The organism is Actinoplanes sp. NPDC051494 (assembly GCF_044454705.1).
GTDB lineage: Bacteria > Actinomycetota > Actinomycetes > Mycobacteriales > Micromonosporaceae > Actinoplanes.
The window spans coordinates 188,281-213,209 of record NZ_JBITDZ010000012.1; the positions used below are offsets into that span (position 1 = coordinate 188,281).

A 24,929-nucleotide genomic window follows, 5' to 3' on the forward strand; every position below is an offset into this window, starting at 1 on the left:
TCAGGCCTCCTTCTCGGTCGGCTGGCGCTTGAGGGCGCGGCCGAGACCGCTGACCCGCGGCGACATGAACGCCCGCGTGTTCGCGAACATCGTCATGATCGGGTGACGGAAGAGGAACACCACGACGAGGTCGAGCACCGTGGACAGGCCCAGCGCGAACGCGAAGCCCTTCACGGCGCCGATCGACACGATGTAGAGGACCACGGCCGCCATGATGGTGATGGTGTTGGCGGAGATGATGGTACGCCGCGCACGGGCCCAGGCCCGGGGTACGGCACTACGGGGACTTCGACCCTCGTGGATCTCGTCCTTGAGTCTCTCGAAGTAGATGACGAACGAGTCGGCCGCGACGCCCAGTGACACGATGAAGCCGGCGATGCCGGCGAGGGTCAGCGTGAAGCCGGTGGTCCGGCCGAGCACGACCAGCGCACCGAACGTCAGCAGGCCGGACAGCACCAGGCTGAGCAGGATCACGGTGCCGAGCAGGCGGTAGTAGAAGAACGAGTACAGCGCGACCAGGCCGAGGCCGATCGCGGCGGCGATGAGGCCCGCCTGCAGCTGCTGGATGCCCAGGGTCGCGGAGACGGTCTGGGTGGCCTGCTGGGTGAACGTGACCGGCAGCGCACCGTACTTGATCTGGTCGGCGAGCTCCTTGGCCGAGGCCGAGGTGAACTGGCCGGTGATCTGCGACTGGCTGCTCAGCACGGCCTGGATCTCCGGGGCCGAGATGACCTTCTTGTCGAGGACCACCGCGACGAGACAGTGCGTGGCAGTGCTGGACAGCGCCTGCGCGGCGGTGAGGCAGGTGTCGCCGGCGGCCGGCTGGTAGGCCTCACGGGTCAGTTCGGTCCACTTGCCCTGGCCGGTGCTGGTGAAGTCGAGCGAGACGACCCACTGGCTGCCCTGCGACTGGTCGACCTGGGCGCTCGCGGTGGAGATGTCGGTGCCGAGCACCTTCGCGACGTCCAGCAGCAGCTTGGCGCCGGTCTGGCAGGCGACGACCTTCTGGTCGATGACGTCGATGGCACCGCTGGTCCGGGCTTCGAGCTGCGCGCAGCTGATCGTCGGGACGTTGAACTGCATCTCCGTGGAGAGCGCGTTGACCTCGTTGCCGTTCAGCTTGTTGAACGCCTTGAACGGCTCGCCCGCGGTGGGGTCGGTCTGCAGGTCGACCGGGGCGGTGAGCTTCTCCGCGGCGGCCCAGGCGGCGGCGCCGACCTTCTTCTCGATCGCGGCGCGCTGCTGCTCGATGCTCTCGGAGACCTCGGGCTCGGCGGCCGGGGCCGACGCGGCCGGGGCGGGAGCCGCGGACCCGCTGGGAGCCGGGGTACTGGGGGCCGGCGTGCTGGGCGACGCCGACGGGGCACGCTCGCCACCGCCCTGACCGCCGCTGGACGCGGACGGTGCGGGGTTCGCGGCCGGGACACTGCCGCTGGGGGCGGCGCTGGGGGCACCGCTGGGCGCCGCGCTGCCGCTCGGGGCGGCACTCGGCTCGGCGGTCGGGGGGTTGATCACGTAGTCGGCGGTGTCGCCGGTGACCCCGATGACCTTGCGGAAGCGCATCTGCGCGGCCTGGCCGACGTTCTTGAGCTGGTCGTTGGCCTCGCCCGCGACCGAGACCACGATGTTCTGGTTGCCCTCGATGACAACCTCGGCCTCGGCGACGCCGAGCGCGTTGACCCGCTGATCAATGATCTTGCGGGCCTCCTCCATGCTGTTCTGGTTCGGCACCTGGCCGTTGGCCAGCAGCGACGCCTTGTACGTCGCCTGCGTGCCGCCGATCAGGTCCAGACCGAGCTTGGGGTGCAGCCGGTCCGCGTAGCCGAGGTCCTTGGTGCCGGGTCCCCAGAACACCAGAACATAGAGCACGGCGAAGAGGAGACCGAGTACGGCGAGTTGCCGCCCGGGATGCTGTTGTCCCTGTGGTGGTCGTGCCACGACTTTCGATCTCCTCGAGCTGAGAGCAACCGCGGGAGCGCGGCGGCAGGTGGGGATAGGGCGGGCAGGCGATCTCGGACCCGAAACGAATTTCCGGCCGTTTTGCCCGGTGACGATTATTCACAACAACGGGCCGCGTGGGGGGCCTGCCCCGCCCGCGGCCCGTGACTTGCCTCTTCGAGTCAGAAAGACCGACGGCCCGCCGGGACGGGCGGGCCGCTGCGGACCATCAGTCCTTGGGCTTGCGGGTCTCGACGACCGGGCTCTCGATCGGCTTGTCGCCGGCGTTCACCACCGCGTCGTCCACGATCGGGTCGTCCACGACCGGGTCGTCCTCGACCGGCTCGGGCACGACCGCGGACTCCTGCTTGATCACGCGGGCGATCGCGGGGCGGGCATACCGCGCGTTGACCCCGGGGTAGATCTCGACGGTCACCACGTCGTCGTCGGCTTCCACCACCGTGGCGTGCAACCCGCCGATGGTGACGATCTCGTCGCCGGGGCCGAGGGCGGACTGCATCGCCTGCGCCTCACGGCGCCGCTTCTGCTGCGGGCGGATCATCATGAAGTACATGACGCCGAAGAGCAGGACGATGAGGAGCAGGGGCGCGAAGCTGCCGCCGCCGCCCTCCGCTGCTGCTGTGTGAAGCACGAGGTGAAACCTTCCGTGGGGCCGTAACCGGGGCTTATAGCACCCGGAGCGGTGATGGAGCCATCCCGCTAGACGGCGGCGAGTCTAATCCCTCTTGCTGGGAAAGGATGACGCGGCACACGTCACGTTCACATTACGGAGAGGCATTTTCGTCACGCGTGAACAGATCGGGCAGCTGACTCGCGATCCCCCGGTTGTCCGGCGGGGTCTTCCCGAGGTGGTGCCAGCCCGCGTCGGTGGCCACCCTTCCCCGCGGGGTACGGGCCAGCAGCCCCGCCCGGACCAGGAACGGCTCGCACACCTCCTCGACGGTGTCGGACTGCTCCCCCACCGCCACGGCCAGCGTGGAGAGCCCGACCGGCCCGCCCCGGAACGACTCGATCAGCGCCCGCAGCACGGCCCGGTCCAGCCGGTCGAGGCCGAGCTGGTCGACGTCGTACACCTGCAGTGCGGCCTTGGCGGTCTTCTCGTCGACCACGCCGTCCCCGCGCACCTCGGCGTAGTCGCGCACCCGGCGCAACAGCCGGTTGGCGATCCGGGGCGTGCCCCGGGACCGGCCGGCGATCTCCGCGGCCCCCTCGGCCCGGATCGGCACACCGAGGATGCGCGCGGACCGGTGCAGCAGCGAGTCCAGGTCGGCCGGCGAGTAGAAGTCGAGGTGCGCCACGAACCCGAACCGGTCGCGCATCGGCCCGGACAGCAGACCGGCCCGGGTAGTGGCCCCGACCAGCGTGAACGGCTCGACGTCGAGCGGGATCGCGGTGGCTCCCGGGCCCTTGCCGACCACGACGTCGACCCGGAAGTCCTCCATCGCGCTGTACAGCAGTTCCTCGGCGGGCTTCGCGATCCGGTGGATCTCGTCGATGAACAGGACGTCGCCCTCGCTGAGCCCGGTGAGGATCGCGGCCAGGTCACCCGACCGCTCGATCACCGGCCCGCTCGTCGTCCGGATCCCGGTCCCCAGCTCCGCCGCCACGATGTTCGCCAGCGTCGTCTTACCGAGGCCGGGCGGGCCGGAGAGCAGGATGTGGTCGGGTGGGGTGCCACGGCCCATCGCGCCTTTGAGGAGCAGGTCGAGCTGGTCGCGTACCCGGTGCTGGGCGATGAACTCGGCCAGCCGCCGCGGACGGACGCTGGCCTCCTCGTCCAGGTCGGCGTCCTCGGCGAACGGTGAGACCAGGTCGTCGGTCATCGGGTGCGGCCCAGCAGGCGGATCGCCTGGCGCAGCAGGATCGGCACCGGCGGGATCTCGCCACCGTCCAGGGTCTCGGTGACCGCCGCGACCGCCTGCTCGGCCTGCTGGTTGCTCCAGCCGAGGGCGATCACACCCTGGCGGACCTGCTCCTGCCACCCACCGCTGAGCGCCCCGGCGACGCCGTCCGGCCCGGTGGAGACCGCGCCGATGCGGTCCCGCAGCTCCAGCACGAGACGTTCGGCGCCCTTCTTGCCGATGCCGGGCACGCGGGTCAGCGCGGCGATGTCACCGGAGGACACCGCGCGGCGTACGGCCTCGGGCTGGTGCACGGCCAGGACGGCCTGGGCGAGCCGGGGACCGACGCCGCTCGCGGTCTGGAGCAGCTCGAAGAGATGTTTCTCCTCGTCCTCGGCGAAGCCGTACAGGGTCAGCGAGTCCTCCCGCACGACCAGGCTGGTGGCGAGCCGGGCCTCGGTGCCGGTCTTGAGCCCGGCGAGCGTGCCGGGCGCACACTGCACGGACATGCCGACGCCGCCGACCTCGATCACGGCGCTGTCCGGGGCGATCGCGGCGACCACACCGCGCACGCTGGCGATCATCAACGGGCTCCTGTCCGGCGGGCTGCTCTGATCGCGGCCGCTTGGATCTTGCTTCGGGTGCCACCACGCCAGATGTGGCAGATGGCGATGGCCAGCGCGTCCGCCGCGTCGGCCGGGCGGGGTGGGGCATCGAGGCTCAGCAGCCGGGTGACCATGGCGGTGACCTGTGCCTTGTCGGCCGTCCCGGACCCGGTGACGGCGGCCTTGACCTCGCTCGGGGTGTAGGTCTGCACCGGCAGCCCGGCCCGCGCGCCGGCCAGGATGCCGACCCCGCTGGCTTGCGCCGTACCCGTGACGGTCTGGGTGTTGTGCTGGCTGAACACCCGCTCCACGGCGACGCTGTCGGGTTTGTGCTCGGCGACGAGCTCCCCGAGGGTCCGGTCGAGGTGCAGCAGGCGCAGGGCGATGTCCTCGTCGGGCTCGGTGCGGACCACGAAGTAGCCGACGAGCTTGCAGGGCCGTCCCGGCAGGCCCTCGACGACGCCGACACCGCAGCGCGTGAGACCGGGGTCGATGCCGAGCACCCGCACAGGTCACCCCTTTTTCCTCGGACGTGTGTTCGACACCCTAATACCCGGCGCCGGGCGTCCCGCAGCCGACACAGCCCTTGCGCTGTGACCGACATCACTCGATGCTGGGACCGTGGCCTACCTCTTCCCACCCATGGACGACGAGCCGCCGGCGGACTACTTAGGGTTCGCGACGGCCCGCGCCGGCGCCGTGCACCACGAGGCCCACCGCCTGACCGGCGGCGATCGCCTGGCCGCCCAGGTCATCACCATGGAGGTGCTGACCGACCTGGCCGGCCACTGGCGCCGGCTGCGCTGGCAGGGCCGCCTCAGCCGCCACGACGCCCGGGCGCGTTATCTGACCCACCGCCTCGCGACCAGGACCGGACACTGGCGCGACGAGCAGCTCCATCCGGTCGAGGTCACGGTCGACCGGCCGGCTCCGCGACGGTCACCCACGGGACGCACGGTCGCGCTTCGACTGGCGGCGATCCTGCCCACCACGGTACGGGACCAGAGCGGCGCTCTCGCGGAAGCGGAGATCGCCTGGGTCCACGCATACCGGCGTTACGTCTGGCACTGCTACGCCCGGGTGAGCGCGGGAAGCTTCCTGCTGGTCTTCGCGATCATCCACTTCTTCACCCGCATCTCGGGCGCCGAGACCTGACGCCGGTCAGCGACCGCGATACTCCGGCTCAAGCTCCGACAGGAGCAGGCTGCGCTCACACACATAAGCAGCTTTGGCCCCGGAGGACGACAAAAGATGGATGTGGACGAGCGCGTCGTCGTCGGAGCGGTCCGACGTCTGCTCGACGATCCAGTACTCCGGGATACCGCGTTCGGCATACCAGGACATCTTGTCGGTGAACTCGCCGTTCAGCGAGTTCTCCGACACCACCTCGACGACCAGGCGGTAGGCCGAACCGGGCAGGTTCGAATACGTTGCCAGGCCCGGGGGAAGCGCGTCGACGACCCCGAGGTCGGGAAGACGGCAGTCACGCGGCCGGACTCCCCGCACCCCAGGATCCTGGAACGCGTCGAGGCCGGCCGCGTGCAGCATGAAAAGCAGACGGCGCGCCATCGCCTTATGCCAGAAGGACGACGGCGTCATGATGACGAGGTTTCCTTCGTGCAGCTCGTAGCGATAGCCCGAGGGCAGGGTGAGGAGATCCTCAACATCGAGATCCTCGATCGGGGGGATGTTCAGAGCCATGAAGGCGAGCACCTCCTCACACTACCCGTCACATGACTAGATGTCACGCGTCAATGGCGGCCATGACCTCTTCGGAGACGTCGAAGTTGGCGTAGATGTTCTGGACGTCGTCGCTGTCCTCGAGCACGTCGATCAGCTTAAAGATCTTGCGCGCCGCTTCCTCGTCGACCGGGACCGTCATGGTCGGGACCAGCGACGACTCGGCGGAGTCGTAGTCGATGCCGGCATCCTGCAGGGCCTTGCGGACCGTGACCAGGTCCGTGGGCTCGCTGACGACCTCGAAGGAGTCGCCGAGGTCGTTGATCTCCTCGGCGCCCGCTTCCAGGGACGCCATCATGATGTCGTCCTCGGTGACCGTGCCCTTGGGGACGATGATGACGCCCTTGCGGTTGAAGAGGTACGACACCGAGCCCGCGTCGGCGAACGTGCCGCCGTTGCGGGTCAGGGCGGTGCGGACCTCGGTCGCGGCGCGGTTGCGGTTGTCGGTCAGGCATTCGATCAGCAGGGCGACGCCGTTGGGGCCGTAGCCCTCGTACATGATCGTCTGCCAGTCGGCGCCGCCGGCTTCGAGGCCGGAGCCGCGCTTGACCGCGTTGTCGATGTTGTTGTTGGGGACCGAGCTCTTCTTGGCCTTCTGGATGGCGTCGAAGAGCGTCGGGTTGCCGGCCACGTCACCGCCGCCGGTGCGGGCCGCGACCTCGATGTTCTTGATGAGTTTCGCGAACATCTTGCCGCGCTTGGCGTCGATGACGGCCTTTTTGTGCTTGGTCGTCGCCCACTTTGAGTGGCCGGACATGCAGAACCTCCGTGTATCGCTACCGTGCGTCTACGGCCTGGCGGACCATCTCGACGAAGTACCGGTGAACGCGGAGGTCTCCGGTCAGCTCCGGGTGGAAAGCCGTGGCGAGCAGGTTCCCCTGCCGAACGGCGACAATCCTACCGGCGGCGGGACCTTCGGTGACGCGGCCCAGCACCCGGACTTCCGGACCGGTCTGCTCGACCCATGGCGCGCGGATGAAAACGGCGTGGAAATCGTCGCCCTCGACGTCCTCGATCCGCACCGGCGCCTCGAACGAGTCGATCTGCCGGCCGAACGCGTTGCGGCGCACGGTCATCTCGATCCCGGCGAAGGACTCCTGGTCGGGGCGTCCGTCCAGGACCGTGGTGGCGAGCATGATCATGCCGGCGCAGGAGCCGTAGACCGGCATGCCGTCGGCGATCCGCTTGCGGACCGGGTCGAGCAGGCCGAACGTGACGGCCAGGTTGCTCATGGTCGTGGACTCGCCGCCGGGGACGACCAGCGCGTCGACGTCGTCCAGCTCGCCGGGGCGGCGGACCGGGCGGGCGAGGACGTCGCTCTCGGCGAGCGCGGCCAGGTGCTCACGGACGTCGCCCTGCAGGGCGAGTACGCCGATGTTCACCGGATCACCAGCCGCGTTCGGCGAGGCGGTGGGGCTGGGGGATCTCCTCGACGTTGATGCCGACCATGGCCTCACCGAGCCCCCGGGAGACCTTGGCGATCACGTCGGGGTCGTCGTGGAACGTGACGGCCTTGACGATGGCCTCGGCGCGCTGGGCCGGGTTGCCGGACTTGAAGATGCCGGAGCCGACGAAGACGCCCTCGGCGCCGAGCTGCATCATCATGGCCGCGTCGGCGGGGGTGGCGATACCGCCCGCGGTGAACATGACCACCGGCAGCTTGCCGGCCTCCGCAACCTCTTTGACCAGGTCGTACGGCGCCTGGAGTTCCTTCGCGGCGACGAACAGCTCGTCCTCGGGCAGGGACGTGAGCCGGCGGATCTCGCCACGGATGGTGCGCATGTGGGTCGTGGCGTTGGAGACGTCGCCGGTGCCGGCCTCGCCCTTGGAGCGGATCATGGCCGCGCCCTCGGTGATGCGGCGCAGGGCCTCGCCGAGGTTGGTGGCTCCGCACACGAACGGGGCGGTGAAGGCCCACTTGTCGATGTGGTTGGCGTAGTCGGCCGGGGTCAGCACCTCGGACTCGTCGATGTAGTCGACGCCGAGCGCCTGCAGCACCTGGGCCTCGACGAAGTGGCCGATGCGGGCCTTGGCCATGACCGGGATCGAGACGGCGGCGATGATGCCGTCGATCATGTCGGGGTCGCTCATCCGGGAGACGCCGCCCTGGGCGCGGATGTCGGCGGGGACCCGTTCGAGCGCCATGACGGCCACGGCGCCGGCGTCCTCGGCGATCTTGGCCTGCTCGGCGGTGACCACATCCATGATCACACCGCCCTTGAGCATCTCGGCCATGCCGCGCTTCACACGGGCGGTACCGGTGGTGGTTCGGCTCTCGGACACGGTGACGGGCTCCTCACGGAAGGTCGAACAGTGGCTTCGTGAGGAACTTTAAGCCGGTCACCCCGGTCCACCGATGGCCAATCGACCCCTCGGTGGACTGCTACGAGAGAACAGTCGCGTCCGGGAGCGGGCGCCGGGCGGCGGGCAGGGTCGGCTCGACCATCTCGAAGTAGGTGGGCAGGTCGTACTGCCGGGCCATGCCCAGCGCGCGGACCAGCGGTCGGCGGCGGGCGGTCAGCGCGTCGCGGACCAGGTCGGTGTGCACCTGGCGGGCCAGGACGGCCCGGCGGCTGGTCGCCACGAGGGTACGGGTGGCCGGGTCGGCCCCGGTCAGCGTGGCGGCCTGCAGCTGGCGGGTGAGGTCGTTCTCGGCGGCCTCACGGTCGTCGTCGTCGGCGTCCAGGGCGAGGCGGGCGGCCGCGTACAGCTCGATGAAGTCGGTCTGTTCGGCGACCACCGCGGCGGCCGCGGCGCGGCGCAGCAGGTGGGCGTCGAGGGCTCGAGCGGCGGACCGGGCGCGGACGTGCACGCGCTCCACCCGGTGGGCGGTCCAGGCCAGGTATGCGGTCAGTACGGCCGCCACCGCGATCGCACTCATGACCCACCACATGCGGGGCATCGTAATGCCTGACCGTTACGGGACGTCACTTCCCGGGACGTGGTTCCGCCCACTCCTCGTCGATCACGCGCCCGTCGGTGGCTTCGATCGCCGCTGCGTAGACCTCGAGAACACGCTGAGCGACACTCGGCCAGTCGAACGCCTTGACCGCGACCCGTGCGCACTCCGCCAGCTCGGCCCGCCGGGCCGGGTTGTCGAGCAGGTCCGCGAGCAGTTCGGTGAGCGCCGCGGCGTCGCCGTTGGGGAACAGCGCACCGGCCCGGCCGCCGTCGAGGACCCGCCGGAACGCGTCGAGGTCGCTGGCCGCGATGGCCGCACCGGCCGCCATCGCCTCGGTGAGGATCATGCCGAACGACTCGCCGCCGGTGTTCGGCGCCACGTAGACGTCGACGCTGCGCAGCATGCGGGCCTTGTCCGCCTCGCTGACCAGGCCGAGGAACTCGATCCGGGGGTGCAGCTCGGGCGGGAACTGGGCGTACAGCGCCTCGCGGTCGCCGGGACCGGCCACCAACAGGCGCAGGCCGGGGCGGTCGGCCGCGAGCGACACGAAGGCCGTACGGAGAATGGGGAAGCCCTTGCGGGACTCGGTGAACCGGCCCAGGAAGCCGAGCGCGAGGCCGTCCCCGGGCCAGCCGTCGAGGCGGGGGACATCGGCGAACTTGGCCACCGCGACGCCGTTGGGGATCTCGACCGCGCCGCCGCCGAGGTGTTCGACCTGGACCTTGCGGGCCAGTTCGCTGACCGCGATCCGCGCGGTGATCTTCTCGATGACGAGCTGGAGCAGGCCCGCCCCGGCCGACAGCACCCGGGAGCGGGTCATCGCGGTGTGGAACGTGGCGACCACCGGCCCCCGCGCCGACAGGACCGCGAGCAGCGACAGGCTCAGCGTCATCGGCTCGTGCACGTGCAGCACGTCGAACTTGCCGCGGGCGATCCAGCGGCGCACCCGGGCGGTGGAGACCGGGCCGAACGCGATGCGCGCCACCGAGCCGTTGTAGGGCAGCGGCAGGGCGCGGCCGGCCGGGACCACGTACGGCGGCAGGTCGGCGTCCTCGTCGGCGGGGGCGAGCACGCTCACCTCGTGACCGAGACCGATCAGCGCCTCCGCGAGGTCGACGATGTGGTTCTGCACGCCGCCGGGCACGTCGAACGAGTACGGCGAGACGATCCCGATCCGCACGCCCGCCGCCTCAGACCCGGGCGTTCTGGTTGAGCCACAGTTTCTGCAGCATGTGCCAGTCCTGGGGGTGCTCGGCGATCCCGATCGCGTACGCGTCGGCGAGCCGCTGGGTGGTCTGCCGGACCCGCACGTCGAGTGCACCCTCGGTGGCCGGCTCGACCCGGCGGATCCGTCCCACCGTCTTCGTCTCGGTGAACCACAGGTCGACGGCGTACAGCGGGGCGCCGGTGCGGATCGCGAGCAGGGCCGGGCCGGGTGGCATCCGGGTACGGCCGCCGAAGAACTCCACCTCGACGCCGCTCTTGGTGAGGTCACGGTCGGCGAGCAGCGCTACGGCGTACCCGTCCTCGGCCTTCTCGGCCAGGACCTCCAGCGGCGGCCGCTGCCCGCCGGTGAGCGGGAGGACCTCCATGCCGAGCTTCTCCCGGTACGCGACGAAGCGCTCGAAGAGTCCCTCGGGTTTGAGCCGCTCGGCGACGGTGATCAGCCGGTGGCCGTTCGACACCACCCAGGCGGCGGCCGCGTCCCAGTTGCCGACGTGCGGCAGCGCGAGGATCACGCCGTTGCCCTCGGCCAGCACCCCGAGGAATTCCTCGGCGTCGACCAGCTCGAAGTCGCGCAGGAAGTCGGCCTTCGACTGCGACGGGAGCCGGAAGGCCTCCATCCAGTACCGCGCGTAGGAGCGCATGCCGGCCCGGACCAGCTCGTCGAGCTCCGGGTCCGGCAGCGCGGGGCCGACGACCTGGCGCAGGTTGCGCCGCAGCCGCTGGATGCCGGGGCCGTTGCCGCGGGCGGCCCGGTCGGCGCCCATGTCGAACAGGGCCCGGGCGGCCCGCCGCGGGAGCATGCGCGTGATCCGCCAGCCCGCGGCGTAGCCCAGCTCGGTGAGCTGATCCTTCACGGCAGGTCGGGGGCCGGCGGGGTGACGGTGAGCGGCACCGGCGGGGCGGCGTCCGGGTCGTCGGACTTCGAGGCGTGGATGAGCCGCTGGAAGATGGTCACCACGGAGAGCGCGGCGAGGACCCACAGCGCGGCCGGCAGGCCCCAGTCGAGGCCGAAGCCGCCGAGCAGGCCGCCGGCGCCGACGATGAGCAGCCGTTCGAGGCGCTCGGCGATGCCGACGTCGGCGTTGAGGCCGAGGCTCTGCGCGCGGGCCTTCACGTAGGAGACGACCTGGCCGCCGACGAGGCAGACGAGCGCCGCCCAGGTGCCGCCGTACGGGTTGCCCTCGGAGGCCATGTAATAGACGACGGCCCCGAACACGGCGCCGTCGGCGATGCGGTCCATCGACGAGTCGAGCAGCGCGCCGAAGTGGCCGCCACCCTTGGGGCGCATCCGGGCCATCGTCCCGTCGAGCGCGTCGGTCAGCGCGAACGCGGTGACGACGACGGTGCCCCAGATGAGTTCACCCTGGGAACCGAGCCACGAGCCGAACAGCACCCCAACGGTGCCGGCGACGGTGACGGCGTTCGGCGTGACGCCGATACGCAGCAGGAATCGGGCTACTGGATTGACGCCGTAACTGACGACGGCACGGGCTGTCACGTTCACGATCTTTGCCATGGCCGTCCCACCATAACGGTGGCCGCCGACGGGCGGTACGCCGTGCGTCACGCGTCGCCGGATCGTCACCTGCGAAACCCTGATGATTACGAAGGGTTGCGATCGTCACGACGCTGGGTGTCATATCCAAGGGTGGCGCGTTACAGGTCCGTGACAAAAGGCCGCCGGGGGCCGCGCCGAGGGAGTCCGGGAGAATGAGGGCCGAGGAGGACCAATGGCGCAGAGAACGCATGACAACACAGCCGGGCCGGTGGTGACCGAGCCCGGCAGGGTACGCAACGTGGTGCTCTTGGGGCACGCCGGCGCGGGCAAGACGACGCTGATCGAGGCCCTCCTGGCCGCGACCGGCACGATCAGCCGCGCCGGGTCGGTGGCCGAGGGCACCACGGTGACCGATCACGATCCCGCCGCCGTGCACCGGCAGCACTCGGTGGCGCTGTCCTGCGCGCCGCTCGTGCACCAGGACGTGAAGGTCAACCTGCTGGACACCCCCGGGTCTCCCGACTTCGTCGGGGAGCTGCGCGCCGGCCTGCGGGCCGCGGACGCCGCGCTCTTCGTGGTGTCCGCGGTCGACGGCGTGGACGACGCGACGGTCGCACTGTGGGAGGAGTGCGCCGCGCTCGGCATGCCCCGGGCGGTCGCCGTCACCCGGCTCGACCACCCCCGCGCCGACTACGAGCAGACGCTGCAGGACTGCCAGGACGCGTTCGGCGAGAACGTGCTGCCGATCTACCAGCCGATGCTGGGCGACGACGGCGACTCGTTCGCCGGGCTGATCGGCCTGATCACGCTGCGGGTGCTGGACTACTCGCAGGGCTACCCGCCCCGGGAGGCCACGTTCGAGCAGGCCCACATCATGCCGATCAAGGACGACCGCGAGACGCTCATCGAGGCGATCATCGCCGAGAGCGAGGACGAGAGCCTGATGGACGCGTACGTCGCGGGCGAGCTGATCAGCACCGCGACGCTCGTGCCGGACATGCAGAAGGCGGTCGCCCGGGGCACGTTCCACCCGGTGATCCCGGTCTGCGCGGCGACCGGGGTGGGCCTCGACGCGCTGCTCGACGGCCTGGTCGACGGCGCGCCGTCACCGCTGGAGCACGACCTGCCGGTGGTGACCGGGGTGGACGGCGCGCCCCGGCCGCCGCTGGCGTGCGACCCCGACGGCCCGCTGGTGGCCGAGGTGGTCAGGACCACGATCGACCGGCACGTCGGGCGGGTCTCGCTGGTCCGGGTGTTCTCCGGCACGCTGCGCCCCGACCTGACCCTGCACGTCTCCGGGCACGGCCTGCAGGAGCGCGGGCACCCCGACCACGACGCGGACGAGCGCGTCGCGCACGTGTACTCCCCGCTCGGCGCCCAGCTGCGCGAGGTGCCGTTCTGCCTGGCCGGGGACATCTGCGCGATCACGAAATCGGGCAGCGCCGAGACCGGTGACACGCTGAGCGGCAAGGAGGCGCCGCTGCTCATGGAGCCGTGGACGATGCCGGAACCGCTGCTGCCGGTCGCCGTGGTGGCCCGGTCGCGCTCCGACGAGGACGCGCTGGCCCGCAACCTGGCGAAGCTGGTGGCCGGTGACCCGGCGCTGCGGCTGGACCGCAACCCCGAGACCCGCCAGCTGGTGCTGTGGTGCATGGGCGAGTCGCACGCCGAGGTGGCCCTGGAACGGCTCCGGGCCGGCGGTGCCGAAGTGGACACCGAGCCGGTGCGGGTCGCGCTGCGTGAGACGTTCAGCACCGCGGCCAAGGGTCACGGCCGGCACGTCAAGCAGTCCGGCGGGCACGGGCAGTTCGCGGTCTGCGACATCGAGGTGGAACCGCTGCCCCGCGGCGAGGGCTTCCGGTTCGTCAGCGAGGTGGTGGGCGGCGCGGTGCCGCACAACTACGTCCCGTCGGTGGAGAAGGGGGTCCGCGCCCAGCTCGAACGCGGCCTCGTCGCCGGGCACCCGGTGGTGGACCTGCTGGTCCGCCTCGTCGACGGCCGGGCACACAGCGTGGATTCCTCGGACGCCGCGTTCCAGACGGCCGGCGCGCTGGCCCTCAAGGAGGCCGCCGGGCAGGGCGGGATGACCCTGCTGGAGCCGGTGGACGAGATCGTGGTGCGGGTGCCGGACACGTTCGTCGGCGCGGTGCTGAGCGACCTGTCCGGGCGCCGGGGGCGGCCGCTGGGCACCGGCACCGACGACGACGGCGGGTACGCCGTGGTCCGCGCCGAGGTGCCGGCCGCCGAGCTGGTGCGCTACGCCGTCGACTTGCGCGCCCTGACGTCCGGATCGGGCTCGTTCACCCGTACCTATGTTCGGCACGAGGCGGTCACGAGGGAATGACCACGGCGTTGGCCGCTTCGTGAAGGGGCCGGGTCACCTGCTCGATGATCTGGCGCTTCCAGGGGTTGAACCGCAGCGTACGCATGCCGTAGTTGCGGAACGCGAGCTGGAAGCGCCCACCGGGCACCATGTCCCCGGCCATCTTGCGGCCGTAAGCGAGGTTGCGGTCCACGTAGGGCCGCATGACGCGCTCGTACCCGGCGAGGTCGCCCTTGTCGATCGCGTCCGCGAGCACGTACGCCCCGACCAGCGCGAGGCTGGTGCCCTGGCCGGACGCGGGTGACGGGCAGTAGCCGGCGTCGCCGAGCAGCACGACCCGCCCGCGTGACCATTGCGGCATCTCGATCTGGCTCAGCGAGTCGAAGTACAGGTCGTCGACGCCGTCGAGCGCCGCCAGGAACGAGTCCACCCGCCAGCCCATGCCCGCGAACCGCTCGCGGAGGACCGCCCGGGGCCGCGGGTCCGTCAGCGGCGGCGACGCGAACACCATGCCGATCTTGGTGGGGGTGCCGGGACCCGTGCTGTAGGCGAAGACCATCCGCCCGGGCGCGCTGAAGAAGATCTCCTCCCGGTCCAGGCCGAGGTCGTCCGGCACGTCGAAGATCGAGATGTACGCCCCCAGGTGCCGCGCCGCGACCTCGCCGAACGCCATCCGGCGGGTCGCCGAGTGCAGCCCGTCGGCGCCGACCACGTAGTCGTAGCGCTCGGTGGCCCCGCTCGCGAAGAGCACCTCGCCGTCGTCGCGCAGCTCGGCGATCGAGTCCCCGAAGCGGTAGCCGACGTCGGCGGCGGTGGCGTCGTGCAGGATCCGGACCAGCTCGGTGCGGACCACCTCCAGGTCGTCGCCGCGCCGGCCCATCAGCAGGCTCGCGTCGAGCGTGGCGATCGGCCGCCCGTCCGCCTTGATGTAGGTGACGGTGCGCATGTCGGTGTCGGCGGCCCGGGCCGCTTCGAACAGGCCCATCCGCTTGAGCACCTCGGTCGCCGCGCCCCGGATGTCGACCTTGTAGCCGCCGTCGCGCAGGGCGGGGGCCCGCTCGACGACCGTGGCGCGGATCCCGCGCCGGTGGAGCTGGTGGGCGAGGGCCGGGCCGGCGAGGCCCGCACCCGAGATCAGTACCGATCGCTGCGTCATGCTCCGAACTATACAAACGTCTTACACGCTTGTATAGATTCTAGGATGACAAACATGGGACACCGCGAGAACCTGCTCGACGGCGCGAAGCGCTGCCTGTACGAGAAGGGCTACGCCCGCACCACCGCCCGCGACATCGTGGCCGCCTCCGGCACCAACCTCGGCTCGATCGGCTACCACTACGGCTCCACCGAGGGCCTGCTCAACGCCGCGATGCTGAGCGCGATCGAGGAGTGGGGTGACGCCGTCGCCACCGCCCTGGCCACCGAGGGCGACGAGGACGCGGACCCCCTCGTGCGCTACTGGCGGCGGGTCATCGGCAGTTTGCAGACCGACCGGCGGCTGTGGCTGGCCAGCGTCGAGTCGACCATCCAGGCCGAGCACAGCCCCGAGCTCCGCGCGCAGATCGCCGACGGCATGGACCAGGGCCGCGCCGGGCTCGCCGCCATGCTCACCGGCCGCGACGAACAGGACCTCGACGACGAGACCATCCGTACGGTCGGCTCGGTCGCGATGGCCCTCATGTCCGGCGTGATGATCCAGTGGCTGATGGACCCCGCCCGGGCCCCCTCCGCCGAACAGGTCGCCGCGGGGATCCGGGCCCTCACGGCCTAACATCCGGCGCCGAGGTGTCGATCTCACTTCCGTGGCCCCCCGACGGCGAACCGAGCCGCGCGCCCTGACGTCATGGCGCGTCCTGCTCGTCGTCCTGCTCGCCGTCCTGGCCACGCTCGCCGGCGGGGTTTACGCCCTGCGGCAGCAGATCCGCACCCGCACCCTGGACAGCGCGGTGCAGGGCGCCGTGATCATCAGCTCGCTGATCCTCGAGCGCAGCGTCACCCTCGACGACCTCACCGTACGGCTGCACCCCGCCAACCGGGCCCAGCTCGACACCGACGTCGTGCTCCTGCAGCAGAAGGGCGAGCTGCGCGGGCTGATCATCTGGTCGGTCGCCGACGGCCACCTGGTGTACGCCGACCCGGACCACGCCGACGCCGGCCCGCTCACCGCCGCCCGGCGGGCCCCGGACAACCTGGCCCGGCCGTACGCCGCCGACACCGCCGACCCGAACACCGATGAGGACCAGCTCGAGGTCAGCTACCCGTACGACGCGAACGGCGACAGCGTCATCGACGCGCTCGCCGTGCTGCTGCTGCCCCGCCGCGACGTCGACACCTCGATCGCCCACGCCACCCGGCTGCTGTACGCCGGCGGCCTGTTCGTCCTGCTCGTCACGATCGGCGGGGTGCTGCAGGTGCGCCGCCGCCAGAAACTGCAGGACCACGCCGCCGTGCACGACCCGCTCACCGCGCTCGGCAACCGCGCCAAGCTGCGCCGGCTCGCCGTCCCCGCGTTCGCCGCCGCGACCCCCGACCGCCCGGCCGCGCTGCTGCTGCTCGACCTCGACGGTTTCAAGGGCATCAACGACACGCTCGGCCACCATGCCGGCGACCAACTGCTCGTCGAAGTCGCCGCCGCGGTCGCGACCGCCTGCCAGAGCGCCGGCACCGCCATCCGGCTCGGCGGCGACGAGTTCGCCGTCCTGCTGCCCCGCGCCGACGAGGACCGGGCCATGCTGATCGCCGAGGCGGTGGCCGCGGCGGTCCGCCGGCCGGTGCTCGTCGAGGGTCTCACCGTCGAGGTCGGCGTCAGCATCGGCGTGGCGCTCGCCCCCACCGACGGCACCGACCTGGCCATCCTGCTGCAACTCGCGGACCAGGCGATGTACCGCGCCAAACAGGGCGGCGGGGGCGTGCAGCGCACCGACGACGGCACCGCCCGCAACGCCACCGTGCTCCCCCAGCTGCGGCAGGCCCTCGACGACGACCTGCTGGAGCTGCACTATCAGCCGGTCTTCACCGCCGCCGGCGAGGTGCACGAGCTGGAGGCCCTGCTGCGCTGGAACCACCCCCAGCACGGGCTGCTCACCGCCGGCGACTTCCTCGTCGCCGTCAAGCAGACCTCCATCGTGCGCCCGCTCACCGAATGGATGCTGCGCACCGCGATGGCCGAGGCCGTCACCTGGCGCGCCGCCGGGCACGACGTACGCCTCGTGGTGAACCTGGCCGCGCAGAACCTCGTCGACGACACCCTGCCCCACCTGGTCACCGGCACCGCCGAGACCACCGGGCTGCCGCTGGACGGATTCAGCATCGAGTTCAGCGAGGCCGCCGTGGCCACCGACCCGCCCCGGGTGGCCGCCGCCCTGAACCGGCTCGCCGCGGCCGGGATCACCGTCGGCCTCGACAACGTCGGCGCCGGCACCACCCACTGGCTGACCGTCGCACACGCCCCGGTCAGCCGCCTCAAGATCGACCGCGAGCTGGTCCGGCTCATGCCCGGCAACGAGGCCGCCGACCGGATCGTCGCCGGGCTCGTGCGCATCGCCGACGACCTCGGCCTGACCAGCGTCGCGGTCGGGGTGGAGAGCCGGGAGACCGCGCGCCGGCTGATCGACCTCGGCGCCGGCGGACTGCAGGGGTACGCCCTGTGCCGCCCGATGCCCGCCGCGAAGATCCCGCTCTGGCTCTCCGCGTGGAAACTCGCCCGTACCCGCTCCGAGAAGGTGGCGCCATGATCCGCAGGTTCCTCGCCGCGTTCGCCGGCCTGGCCTTGTTGTCCGGCAGCGCCGCGTGCGGGACCGGCGACGGCACCGCGGACGACCGGATCACGCTCACCGTCGACGACTTCGGCTCGTTCGGCTACAAACAGCTGCTCGACGAGTACGAGGCCGCCCACCCCGAACTGCGCGTGGTCGAACGGGTCACCGAGTTCAAGCAGCACCACCAGGACCTCGCCGCCCGCCTCGACGCGGGCACCGGCGCCGGTGACGTCGTCGCCGTCGAGGAGGGCTACGTCGTGGAGTTCCGCAACCGCTCCGCCGACTTCGTCAACCTGCTCGACCTCGGCGCCGGGGCCCTGGAGAGCACCTGGCTGCCCTGGAAGTGGGATGCCACGCTCAGCGCCGACGGCACCGGCCAGATGGGACTCGGCACCGACGTCGGTGGGCTCGCCATGTGCTACCGCCCCGACCTGTTCACGGCCGCCGGGCTGCCCGCGGCCCGGGAGTCGGTCGCCGCGATGTGGCCGTCCTGGCCGGACTACATCGCCGCCGGACGCCGGTTCCAGGCCGCCGACCTGCCGGTGAAGTGGACCGACGCGGCCAGCAACATCTACAACCAGATCCTCGCCCAGCAACCGACCGGGTACTACGACCGCGGTGAGAACCTGACCATCGAGACCCAGCCGGGCGTGAAGACCGCCTGGGACCTGACCGTCAGCATGGTCCGCGCCGGGGAGTCCGCCAAGTACGTGGCGTTCAACCCGCAGTGGCTCGCGGCGCTGCAGGGCGGCCGGTTCGCGACCCTGACCTGCCCCGCGTGGGTGCTCGGCTGGATCCAGCAGAACGCGCCGGCCACCCGCGGGCAGTGGGACGTCACCGCGGTCCCGGGCGGCGCCGGCAACTGGGGTGGCTCGTGGCTGACCGTGCCCCGGCAGAGCGCGCACCCCCGGGAGGCGTACGCGCTCGCGGCCTGGCTGACCGCCCCCGAGCAGCAGCTGCGGATCTTCAAGGAGACCGGCAACCTGCCGTCCGTACCCGCGCTGTACGACGACCCGGCGGTGACCGGCTTCCAGAACGCGTTCTTCTCCGGGGCGCCGGTCGGCAGGATCTTCACCGCCGCGGTCTCCCGTAAGCCGGCGCAGTACCTCGGCCTGCACAACGCGTCCGTCCGCACCATCGTGGAGGACAAGCTCAGCAAGGTCGAGATCGGCCGGCTGACCCCGGAGGCCGCCTGGCAGGAGGCCGTCACCGAGGCGACAGCGGTGCGCTAGACCGCCGCCCAGGCCTTGGCCAGCAGCTCCCGGGTGTCGCTGAGCAGCTGCGGCACGACCTTGGTCTGCCCGATCACCGGCATGAAGTTGCCGTCCCCGCCCCAGCGCGGCACCACGTGCTGGTGCAGGTGCTCGGCGATCCCGGCACCCGCCACCGACCCCTGGTTCATACCCAGGTTGAAGCCGTGCGGGCTGCTCGCCCGCCGGACCGCCCGCATCGCCCGCTGGGTGAACTCGGCCACCTCCACGGTCTCCGCGGGCGTCAGGTCGGTGTAGTCCGCGACGTGCCGGTAGGGACAGATCAACAGATGACCCGGGTTGTACGGGTACAGGTTGAGCACCGCGTAGACCAGCTCGCCGCGCGCCACGACCAGGCTGTCGGCCTCCGGCAACCCGGGTGCCACGCAGAACGGGCAGTCCGCCGGCCGGCCCTCCCCGGAGACGTACGCCATCCGGTGCGGGGTCCACAGCCGCTCGAGTCCGTCGGGTGCCGCTGCCTCACTCACCTTGCCACCCTAACCGCACAGCACATGTGACGCTCCCGGCGTCTGTACAGAGGGAAGTGTCCGCGGGGCGAGGAGGACGGATGGGCTTCGAGGAGTTCGTGGCGATGCGGTCAGCCGCGCTGCAGACAGCGACGACGGCTGGGGACCCGTCGTCCGCTGAGACCAAAAGGGGGTACGGGGCTGCTGTGCCCCGTACCCCCTTACTGATGTCGATCAGGCCGCGGACGGCCCGGTGTTGACGCGGGAGCGGACCACCTCGGCGACGTGGGCCACGGCCTCGTCGATGGTGACGCCGTTGCGCTGCGAACCGTCCCGGTAACGGAACGAGACCGTGCCGCCGTTGACGTCGTCGTCACCGGCGATCGCCATGAACGGGATCTTCTGCTGCTGGGCGGTGCGGATCTTCTTCTGCATGCGGTCGGTGGAGAAGTCGACCTCGGCGCGGATGCCTTCCTTGCGCAGCCGGGTGACGAACTCCTGCAGGTAGTCCGCGTGGTCGTCGCGGATCGGGATGCCGACCACCTGCACCGGGGCCAGCCAGGCCGGGAACGCGCCGGCGTAGTGCTCGACCAGCACGCCGAAGAATCGCTCGATCGAGCCGAACTTCGCCGCGTGGATCATCACCGGTTCCTGGCGGGAACCGTCCGCGGCCTGGTACTCGAGACCGAAGCGGGCCGGCTGGTTGAAGTCGTACTGGATGGTCGACATCTGCCAGGTCCGGCCGATGGCGTCCTTGGCCTGCACGCTGATCTTGGGGCCGTAGAACGCCGCGCCACCCGGGTCGGCCACCAGCTGCATGCCGGACTCGGTCGCCACGTCCTCGAGCACCTTCGTGGCCACGGCCCACTGCTCGTCCGTACCGATGAACTTGTCGCTCTTGGGGTCCCGGGTGGACAGCTCCAGGTAGAAGTCGTCCAGACCGAAGTCGCGCAGCAGCGACAGCACGAAGTTGAGCAGGTGCCGGACCTCGTTCGGGGCGTCCTCGGCGGCCACGTAGGAGTGCGAGTCGTCCTGGGCGAACCCGCGGACCCGGGTCAGGCCGTGCACGACGCCGGACTTCTCGTAGCGGTAGACCGAGCCGAACTCGAACAGGCGCATCGGCAGCTCACGGTAGGACCGCCCGCGCGACTTGAAGATCAAGTTGTGCATCGGGCAGTTCATGGCCTTGAGGTAGTAGTCCGCCCCCTCCAGATGACTCGGGGGGAACATCGTGTCCGCGTAGTACGGCAGGTGGCCCGAGGTGTGGAACAGGCCCTCCTTGCTGATGTGCGGGGTGCCGACGTACTGGAAGCCCTCCTCGATGTGCCGCGCGCGGACGTAGTCCTCCATCTCGCGCTTGATCACACCGCCCTTGGGGTGGAAGACCGGCAGGCCGCTGCCGATCTCGTCGGGGAAGGAGAACAGGTCGAGCTCGCTGCCCAGCTTGCGGTGGTCGCGACGCTCGGCCTCGGCCAGCCGGGTCAGGTACGCCTTCAGCTCGTCCCGGCTCGGCCACGCGGTGCCGTACACCCGCTGCAGCTGGGGGTTCTTCTCACTGCCGCGCCAGTAGGCGGCGGCGGAGCGCATGAGCTTGAACGCCGGGATGAACCGGGTGCTGGGCAGGTGCGGGCCCCGGCAGAGGTCGCCCCAGACCCGGTTGCCATCCTTGTCGAGGTTGTCGTAATGGGTCAGCTCGCCGCCGCCCACCTCCATGACCTCACTGAGATCGGCGTCTGGGCCACCTTCACCCTTGATGTCGACGAGCTCCAGCTTGTACGGCTCGTGCACCAGCTCGGCCTTGGCCTCGTCCAGCGAGGTGTACTCCCGCCGGCGGAACGTCTGGCCGGTCTTGATGATCTCCTGCATCTTCTTCTCGAGCTTGACGAGGTCGTCCGGCTGGAACGGCTTCTCGACGTCGAAGTCGTAGTAGAAACCGTCGCGGATCGGCGGGCCGATGCCGAGCTTCGCCTCGGGGAAGATCGCCTGCACCGCCTGGGCGAGCACGTGCGCGGCGGAGTGGCGCAGCACGTCGAGGCCGTCCGGCGAGTCGACCGGGACCGGGGTGACCTCGGTGTCCTGGGCCGGGGCCCAGGTGAGGTCACGCAGCTGACCAGCGGGGTCCTTGACCACGACGATCGCCTTCGGACCGCTCAGGGGCAGCTTCGCGGCGGCTACCGCGTCAGCCGCCGTCGTCCCGCCCGGGACAACGAGAACGTCGGACACGGTGAGCTCCTTAAGTCTTGTTTTGGGTCGGGGGTGATGCTATCCGGTCACCCAGTCCGGCAACGGCTCCCGGGCCCGCAACCATTCCCCCGGGACACCGTCGGCCCCGGTGTACGCGGCCACGACTCCCCCGGCCATCGCCGCCGTGGTGTCCATGTCACCGCCCGCCGCGATGCAGGCCTGGACCGCGCCCGGGTAGTCGTCGAGGTGGTGGGCGGCCACCCACAGCGCGAACGGCACCGAGTCCAGGGCCAGCGAGCGGGTGCCGTTGCCCAGCTCGTGGGCCGCCTCCGCGGCGGTGCGGATCGTGGTGGCACGGCCGAGGCTGTCGCGTACCCGGCTGTGCGGGGTGTGGGCGAGCACCGCGCCCAGCAGGTCCACCGGTTGCCCTTCCAGCCGCGCGGCGGCCGCGACCGCCGCGGCGACGGTGACCGCGACGGCACCGGCGATCCCCTCGGGATGGGCGTGGGTCACCTCCGCGGCCCGGGCACCTTCCGTGGCGGCGTGCACGAGGGAGTCGGCGTGCCAGGCCCCGAGCGGAGCCGCCCGCATCGCGGCACCGTTGCCGGCCGACCCCTGACCGTCGAACGCGGCCGCGGCGGCGATCGGCCAGGGCGTGCCCTCGCGGATCTGCCGCAGCATCACGACCGCACCGGATCCGTAGCCCCGGGAGGCGTCGAAGTGCCGGCCGAGCAGATCGGCGAAATGGTCCCGGTCCAGGCCGTCATCGTCGGTCAGCGCCTTGACCAGGCAGCACGCCTGCTCGGTGTCGTCGGTCCAGCGCCACGGCGGCCCGTGCCCCGCGCCCCGCGCGTCACCCACCGACAACCCGGCGAGGCTGTCGGTGGCGAGGGCCGCGCGGGTGTCGGGAAAGAGCGTGAAGGACATCGGTCACCGACTCTATCGCTTTTATCAGCAACCCTCAGTAGTCAAGCGATGGCCCTGAATGACGGATTCGGTCTATCTTGCCAGGGGCAGTACCTTCTCTGCATGGCCACGGTGTTGCTCGTCGAGGACGACCACGTCGTGCGCGGTGCGATGCTGCGGTCGCTGGCCGACCGGGGACACGCCGTGCACGCCGTCGGAACGGCTCTCGACGCCCTGCGCCGCGTCGCCGCCGAGACCCCCGACCTGGTCGTGCTCGACCTGGGGCTGCCCGACCTCGACGGCTCCGACGCGCTGCGCATGCTGCGCGGCATCACCGACGTGCCGATCATCATCGCCACCGCCCGCGACGACGAGCAGACCGTGGTGCGGCTGCTGCGCGCGGGCGCCGACGACTACATGGTCAAGCCGTTCACCGGCGCCCACCTCGACGCGCGCATCACCACCGTGCTGCGCCGGGTCGGCCGGGCCAGCCGCACCGCCCAGCCGGCCGTGCACGAGGTGGGCGAGCTGCGCGTCGACATCGGCGAGCGCAGCGCCACCCTGGGCGACCAGACGCTGGCACTGACCCGCAAGGAATTCGATCTGCTGGCCTACCTGGCCGGCCGCCCGGGCCGGGTGGTCTCGCGTCGTGAGCTGTTGGAGGAGGTATGGCGACAGCCGTCAGTCGGCGAGGACCAGACGATCGACGTGCATCTGTACTGGCTACGTCGGAAACTGGGCGAATCCGCGGCGAAGCCTCGCTACCTGCGCACCGTGCGGGGGGTCGGATTCCGGTTGGTGGCGCCGGACTGAGGGCCCGGCTGGCCTACGTCACCGCCGCCACCACCGCGATCGCCGCCCTCTCGTTCCTCATCCCGCTGGGCTGGGAGCTGCGCGCCGACCACCGCGACAAAGCCATGTCCATCGCGGAGACGCGCAGTGCCACGGTCGCCGGCGCGGTCACCGCCGGTGCGAACAAGAAAGGCGTCGACGCCGCGGTCAAGGCCGCCGGCGGCGAGCTGATCCTGCACGCGCCCGGCACCACCGACAAGAGCCGGGTCTCCGCCGGTGCGCTGACCGGCGCCGCCTCGGGCACCGAGCCGGTCGAGATCGACGCCGACGGCGGCACGGTGCTGCTGCACCCGGTCACGGTCGGCGGCAGGACGTCGGTCGTCGAGGTGTTCGTCTCCGGCCACGAGCTCGGCGAGGGCACCGCCCGGGACTGGTGGATCCTGCTCGGCATCATGGCCGGCCTGGTCATCGGCTCGGTGATCGTGGTCGACCGGCTGGCCCGCGGCGCGGTGTCGTCGGCGCGCAACCTGGTCCAGGCCGCGATGGCCGTCGGCGGCGGCGACCTCGGCGTGCGCATCCAGCCCAGCGGCCCGCGCGAGCTCGCCGAGGCCGGGTACGCCTTCAACCGGATGGCCGACCGCCTCGTCACCACCCGCACCAGCGAACGCGAGATGGTCGCCGACCTGTCGCACCGGCTGCGGACCCCGCTCACGGTGCTGCGCCTGGACGCCGAGGCCCTCGACCCGGACGACACCCACATCGGCGAGTTCTCCGCGGCCGAGCTCGACCGCCGCCGCGGCATCCGGCGCATCCGGCAGGCCATCGTCACGCTCGAGGGCGAGGTCGACCAGCTGATCAACACCACCCGCGCCGCGGTCGCGGCCCAGGTCGCCGAGGCACCCGAGGAGGGGCTCTGCGACGCCGCCGAGGTGGTGCGCGACCGGATGGTCTTCTGGTCCGCGCTGGCCGGCGACCAGAACCGGAAATACCAGGTGGTCGGCGCCCAGCTGCGGGTGCCGGTGCCGGTCGCCCGCGCGGAGCTCGCGGCCGCCCTCGACGCGGTGCTCGGTAACGTCTTCCGGTACACCCCGCAGGGCACCGAGTTCGAGGTCGTGCTGTCCCGCCGGGACGGCTGGGTGGCGTTGCGCATCGACGACGCCGGGCCCGGCATCGACGACCCCGAGAAGGCACTGCAGCGCGGCCAGAGCGACCAGGGCTCGACCGGGCTCGGCCTGGACATCGCCCGGCGCGCGGCCCAGGACGCCGGCGGCTCGGTGAGCCTCGCCCGGGCCGGCCTGGGCGGCGCGAGCGTGGTCATGCTCCTGTCCGACCCCGAGGCCTCGCCGAAACAGGCGAACCGTTTCGGGCTGGTCGGCCGGCTCGCCCGGGAACGGGACCGGCGATGACAGCCGTACGGAAATACCCCGGACGAGTCAACGATTGCTTAGATCTGTATTAAAGGCATTCCCAGGGCGGG

General features: G+C 71.2%; 24 protein-coding genes. 7 read left to right on the forward strand and 17 right to left on the reverse strand.

All coding sequences use genetic code 11. The features are described from left to right. The 5 genes from secD to ruvC all read right to left on the reverse strand — a co-directional run bounded on the left by secD (position 1) and on the right by ruvC (position 4,914). Positions 1-1,938, reverse strand: a complete 1,938-nt coding sequence (secD, locus tag ACIA6A_RS33825; RefSeq protein WP_396102041.1) for a protein translocase subunit SecD — start codon at positions 1,936-1,938, stop codon at positions 1-3. 229 nt (positions 1,939-2,167) lie between these two features. Further along, positions 2,168-2,590, reverse strand: a complete 423-nt coding sequence (yajC, locus tag ACIA6A_RS33830) for a preprotein translocase subunit YajC (protein ID WP_396102042.1) — start codon at positions 2,588-2,590, stop codon at positions 2,168-2,170. 133 nt (positions 2,591-2,723) lie between these two features. Further along, entirely contained in the window at positions 2,724-3,782 is a 1,059-nt protein-coding gene (ruvB, locus tag ACIA6A_RS33835; protein WP_396102043.1) for a Holliday junction branch migration DNA helicase RuvB, read from the reverse strand. Next, entirely contained in the window at positions 3,779-4,384 is a 606-nt protein-coding gene (gene ruvA / locus ACIA6A_RS33840; protein WP_396102044.1) for a Holliday junction branch migration protein RuvA, read from the reverse strand. The genes ruvB and ruvA overlap by 4 nt, the downstream gene beginning before the upstream one ends. Next, on the reverse strand, positions 4,384-4,914 hold the full coding sequence (gene ruvC / locus ACIA6A_RS33845) for a crossover junction endodeoxyribonuclease RuvC (RefSeq protein WP_396102045.1): 531 nt from the start codon (positions 4,912-4,914) through the stop codon (positions 4,384-4,386). Before ruvC ends, ruvA begins: the two co-directional genes overlap by 1 nt. A gap of 112 nt (positions 4,915-5,026) precedes the next feature. Between ruvC and ACIA6A_RS33850 the strand changes: the two genes are divergently transcribed. Further along, positions 5,027-5,560, forward strand: a complete 534-nt coding sequence (locus ACIA6A_RS33850; RefSeq protein ID WP_396102046.1) for a hypothetical protein — start codon at positions 5,027-5,029, stop codon at positions 5,558-5,560. Between the two features lie 6 nt (positions 5,561-5,566). On the opposite strand, the gene ACIA6A_RS33855 is transcribed toward ACIA6A_RS33850, so the two are convergent. From ACIA6A_RS33855 to pgsA, 8 genes are all read right to left on the reverse strand, one after another. Beyond that, entirely contained in the window at positions 5,567-6,118 is a 552-nt protein-coding gene (locus ACIA6A_RS33855) for a Uma2 family endonuclease (RefSeq protein WP_396102047.1), read from the reverse strand. A gap of 31 nt (positions 6,119-6,149) precedes the next feature. Beyond that, the gene (locus tag ACIA6A_RS33860) at positions 6,150-6,902 is read right to left on the reverse strand and encodes a YebC/PmpR family DNA-binding transcriptional regulator (RefSeq protein WP_396102048.1); all 753 of its coding nucleotides are present in this window, start codon (positions 6,900-6,902) and stop codon (positions 6,150-6,152) included. A 19-nt stretch (positions 6,903-6,921) separates the two neighbouring features. After that, a complete protein-coding gene (pdxT, locus tag ACIA6A_RS33865) occupies positions 6,922-7,527 on the reverse strand; it encodes a pyridoxal 5'-phosphate synthase glutaminase subunit PdxT (RefSeq protein ID WP_396102049.1) in 606 nt (201 codons plus the stop codon). 4 nt (positions 7,528-7,531) lie between these two features. After that, complete coding sequence (gene pdxS, locus ACIA6A_RS33870) at positions 7,532-8,428, reverse strand: pyridoxal 5'-phosphate synthase lyase subunit PdxS (protein WP_396102050.1); 897 nt, start codon at positions 8,426-8,428, stop codon at positions 7,532-7,534. A gap of 100 nt (positions 8,429-8,528) precedes the next feature. Beyond that, positions 8,529-9,047, reverse strand: coding sequence for a hypothetical protein (locus ACIA6A_RS33875; protein WP_396102051.1), 519 nt, complete (start codon positions 9,045-9,047; stop codon positions 8,529-8,531). 25 nt (positions 9,048-9,072) lie between these two features. Beyond that, positions 9,073-10,227, reverse strand: a complete 1,155-nt coding sequence (locus ACIA6A_RS33880; RefSeq protein ID WP_396102052.1) for a glycosyltransferase family 4 protein — start codon at positions 10,225-10,227, stop codon at positions 9,073-9,075. 10 nt (positions 10,228-10,237) lie between these two features. Further along, positions 10,238-11,128 carry a phosphatidylinositol mannoside acyltransferase gene (locus ACIA6A_RS33885; RefSeq protein ID WP_396102053.1) on the reverse strand — a complete coding sequence of 297 codons (891 nt, stop codon included), beginning with the start codon at positions 11,126-11,128 and terminating at the stop codon, positions 10,238-10,240. Next, positions 11,125-11,790: a phosphatidylinositol phosphate synthase gene (pgsA, locus tag ACIA6A_RS33890; protein ID WP_396102054.1), complete on the reverse strand. Its 666-nt coding sequence runs from the start codon at positions 11,788-11,790 to the stop codon at positions 11,125-11,127. The genes ACIA6A_RS33885 and pgsA overlap by 4 nt, the downstream gene beginning before the upstream one ends. Positions 11,791-12,004: 214 nt before the next feature. Between pgsA and ACIA6A_RS33895 the strand changes: the two genes are divergently transcribed. Beyond that, entirely contained in the window at positions 12,005-14,116 is a 2,112-nt protein-coding gene (locus ACIA6A_RS33895; protein ID WP_396102055.1) for an elongation factor G-like protein EF-G2, read from the forward strand. Here ACIA6A_RS33895 and ACIA6A_RS33900 read toward each other — a convergent pair. Then, a complete protein-coding gene (locus tag ACIA6A_RS33900; RefSeq protein WP_396102056.1) occupies positions 14,103-15,251 on the reverse strand; it encodes an FAD-dependent monooxygenase in 1,149 nt (382 codons plus the stop codon). The genes ACIA6A_RS33895 and ACIA6A_RS33900 overlap by 14 nt on opposite strands. 54 nt (positions 15,252-15,305) lie before the next feature. Here ACIA6A_RS33900 and ACIA6A_RS33905 point away from each other — a divergent pair, with 54 nt between their 5' ends. From ACIA6A_RS33905 to ACIA6A_RS33915, 3 genes are read left to right on the forward strand one after another with little or no spacing between them, the layout of a single operon-like run. Further along, complete coding sequence (locus tag ACIA6A_RS33905) at positions 15,306-15,866, forward strand: TetR/AcrR family transcriptional regulator (RefSeq protein ID WP_396102057.1); 561 nt, start codon at positions 15,306-15,308, stop codon at positions 15,864-15,866. A gap of 31 nt (positions 15,867-15,897) precedes the next feature. Then, on the forward strand, positions 15,898-17,829 hold the full coding sequence (locus ACIA6A_RS33910; RefSeq protein ID WP_396102058.1) for a putative bifunctional diguanylate cyclase/phosphodiesterase: 1,932 nt from the start codon (positions 15,898-15,900) through the stop codon (positions 17,827-17,829). Further along, positions 17,826-19,085, forward strand: a complete 1,260-nt coding sequence (locus ACIA6A_RS33915; RefSeq protein ID WP_396102059.1) for an extracellular solute-binding protein — start codon at positions 17,826-17,828, stop codon at positions 19,083-19,085. Before ACIA6A_RS33910 ends, ACIA6A_RS33915 begins: the two co-directional genes overlap by 4 nt. On the opposite strand, the gene ACIA6A_RS33920 is transcribed toward ACIA6A_RS33915, so the two are convergent. The 3 genes from ACIA6A_RS33920 to ACIA6A_RS33930 all read right to left on the reverse strand — a co-directional run bounded on the left by ACIA6A_RS33920 (position 19,082) and on the right by ACIA6A_RS33930 (position 22,681). Continuing rightward, complete coding sequence (locus ACIA6A_RS33920; RefSeq protein ID WP_396102138.1) at positions 19,082-19,537, reverse strand: HIT family protein; 456 nt, start codon at positions 19,535-19,537, stop codon at positions 19,082-19,084. The genes ACIA6A_RS33915 and ACIA6A_RS33920 overlap by 4 nt on opposite strands. A 267-nt stretch (positions 19,538-19,804) precedes the next feature. Then, complete coding sequence (gene thrS / locus ACIA6A_RS33925; RefSeq protein WP_396102060.1) at positions 19,805-21,793, reverse strand: threonine--tRNA ligase; 1,989 nt, start codon at positions 21,791-21,793, stop codon at positions 19,805-19,807. 39 nt (positions 21,794-21,832) lie between these two features. Then, positions 21,833-22,681 (reverse strand): ADP-ribosylglycohydrolase family protein, encoded by an 849-nt coding sequence (locus ACIA6A_RS33930; protein WP_396102061.1) that lies wholly within the window; start codon positions 22,679-22,681, stop codon positions 21,833-21,835. A 102-nt stretch (positions 22,682-22,783) separates the two neighbouring features. Between ACIA6A_RS33930 and ACIA6A_RS33935 the strand changes: the two genes are divergently transcribed. Beyond that, positions 22,784-23,473 carry a response regulator transcription factor gene (locus ACIA6A_RS33935; protein WP_396102062.1) on the forward strand — a complete coding sequence of 230 codons (690 nt, stop codon included), beginning with the start codon at positions 22,784-22,786 and terminating at the stop codon, positions 23,471-23,473. Positions 23,474-23,577: 104 nt separating this feature from the next. Continuing rightward, positions 23,578-24,858: an ATP-binding protein gene (locus ACIA6A_RS33940; protein ID WP_396102063.1), complete on the forward strand. Its 1,281-nt coding sequence runs from the start codon at positions 23,578-23,580 to the stop codon at positions 24,856-24,858. The last annotated feature ends 71 nt before the right edge of the window (positions 24,859-24,929 follow it).

What these genes read in the sequence shown, in the direction of transcription:
- pgsA (WP_396102054.1), bottom strand. Translation starts at nt 11,790, where the DNA reads ATGGCAAAGATCGTGAACGTGACAGCCCGTGCCGTCGTCAGTTACGGC.
- ACIA6A_RS33920 (WP_396102138.1), bottom strand. Translation starts at nt 19,537, where the DNA reads ATGGCGTACGTCTCCGGGGAGGGCCGGCCGGCGGACTGCCCGTTCTGC.
- ACIA6A_RS33895 (WP_396102055.1), top strand. Translation starts at nt 12,005, where the DNA reads ATGGCGCAGAGAACGCATGACAACACAGCCGGGCCGGTGGTGACCGAG.
- ruvA (WP_396102044.1), bottom strand. Translation starts at nt 4,384, where the DNA reads ATGATCGCCAGCGTGCGCGGTGTGGTCGCCGCGATCGCCCCGGACAGC.
- ACIA6A_RS33875 (WP_396102051.1), bottom strand. Translation starts at nt 9,047, where the DNA reads ATGCCCCGCATGTGGTGGGTCATGAGTGCGATCGCGGTGGCGGCCGTA.
- ACIA6A_RS33915 (WP_396102059.1), top strand. Translation starts at nt 17,826, where the DNA reads ATGATCCGCAGGTTCCTCGCCGCGTTCGCCGGCCTGGCCTTGTTGTCC.
- ACIA6A_RS33860 (WP_396102048.1), bottom strand. Translation starts at nt 6,902, where the DNA reads ATGTCCGGCCACTCAAAGTGGGCGACGACCAAGCACAAAAAGGCCGTC.
- ACIA6A_RS33900 (WP_396102056.1), bottom strand. Translation starts at nt 15,251, where the DNA reads ATGACGCAGCGATCGGTACTGATCTCGGGTGCGGGCCTCGCCGGCCCG.
- ACIA6A_RS33930 (WP_396102061.1), bottom strand. Translation starts at nt 22,681, where the DNA reads ATGTCCTTCACGCTCTTTCCCGACACCCGCGCGGCCCTCGCCACCGAC.
- ACIA6A_RS33940 (WP_396102063.1), top strand. Translation starts at nt 23,578, where the DNA reads ATGTCCATCGCGGAGACGCGCAGTGCCACGGTCGCCGGCGCGGTCACC.
- ruvB (WP_396102043.1), bottom strand. Translation starts at nt 3,782, where the DNA reads ATGACCGACGACCTGGTCTCACCGTTCGCCGAGGACGCCGACCTGGAC.
- ACIA6A_RS33935 (WP_396102062.1), top strand. Translation starts at nt 22,784, where the DNA reads ATGGCCACGGTGTTGCTCGTCGAGGACGACCACGTCGTGCGCGGTGCG.
- ACIA6A_RS33905 (WP_396102057.1), top strand. Translation starts at nt 15,306, where the DNA reads ATGGGACACCGCGAGAACCTGCTCGACGGCGCGAAGCGCTGCCTGTAC.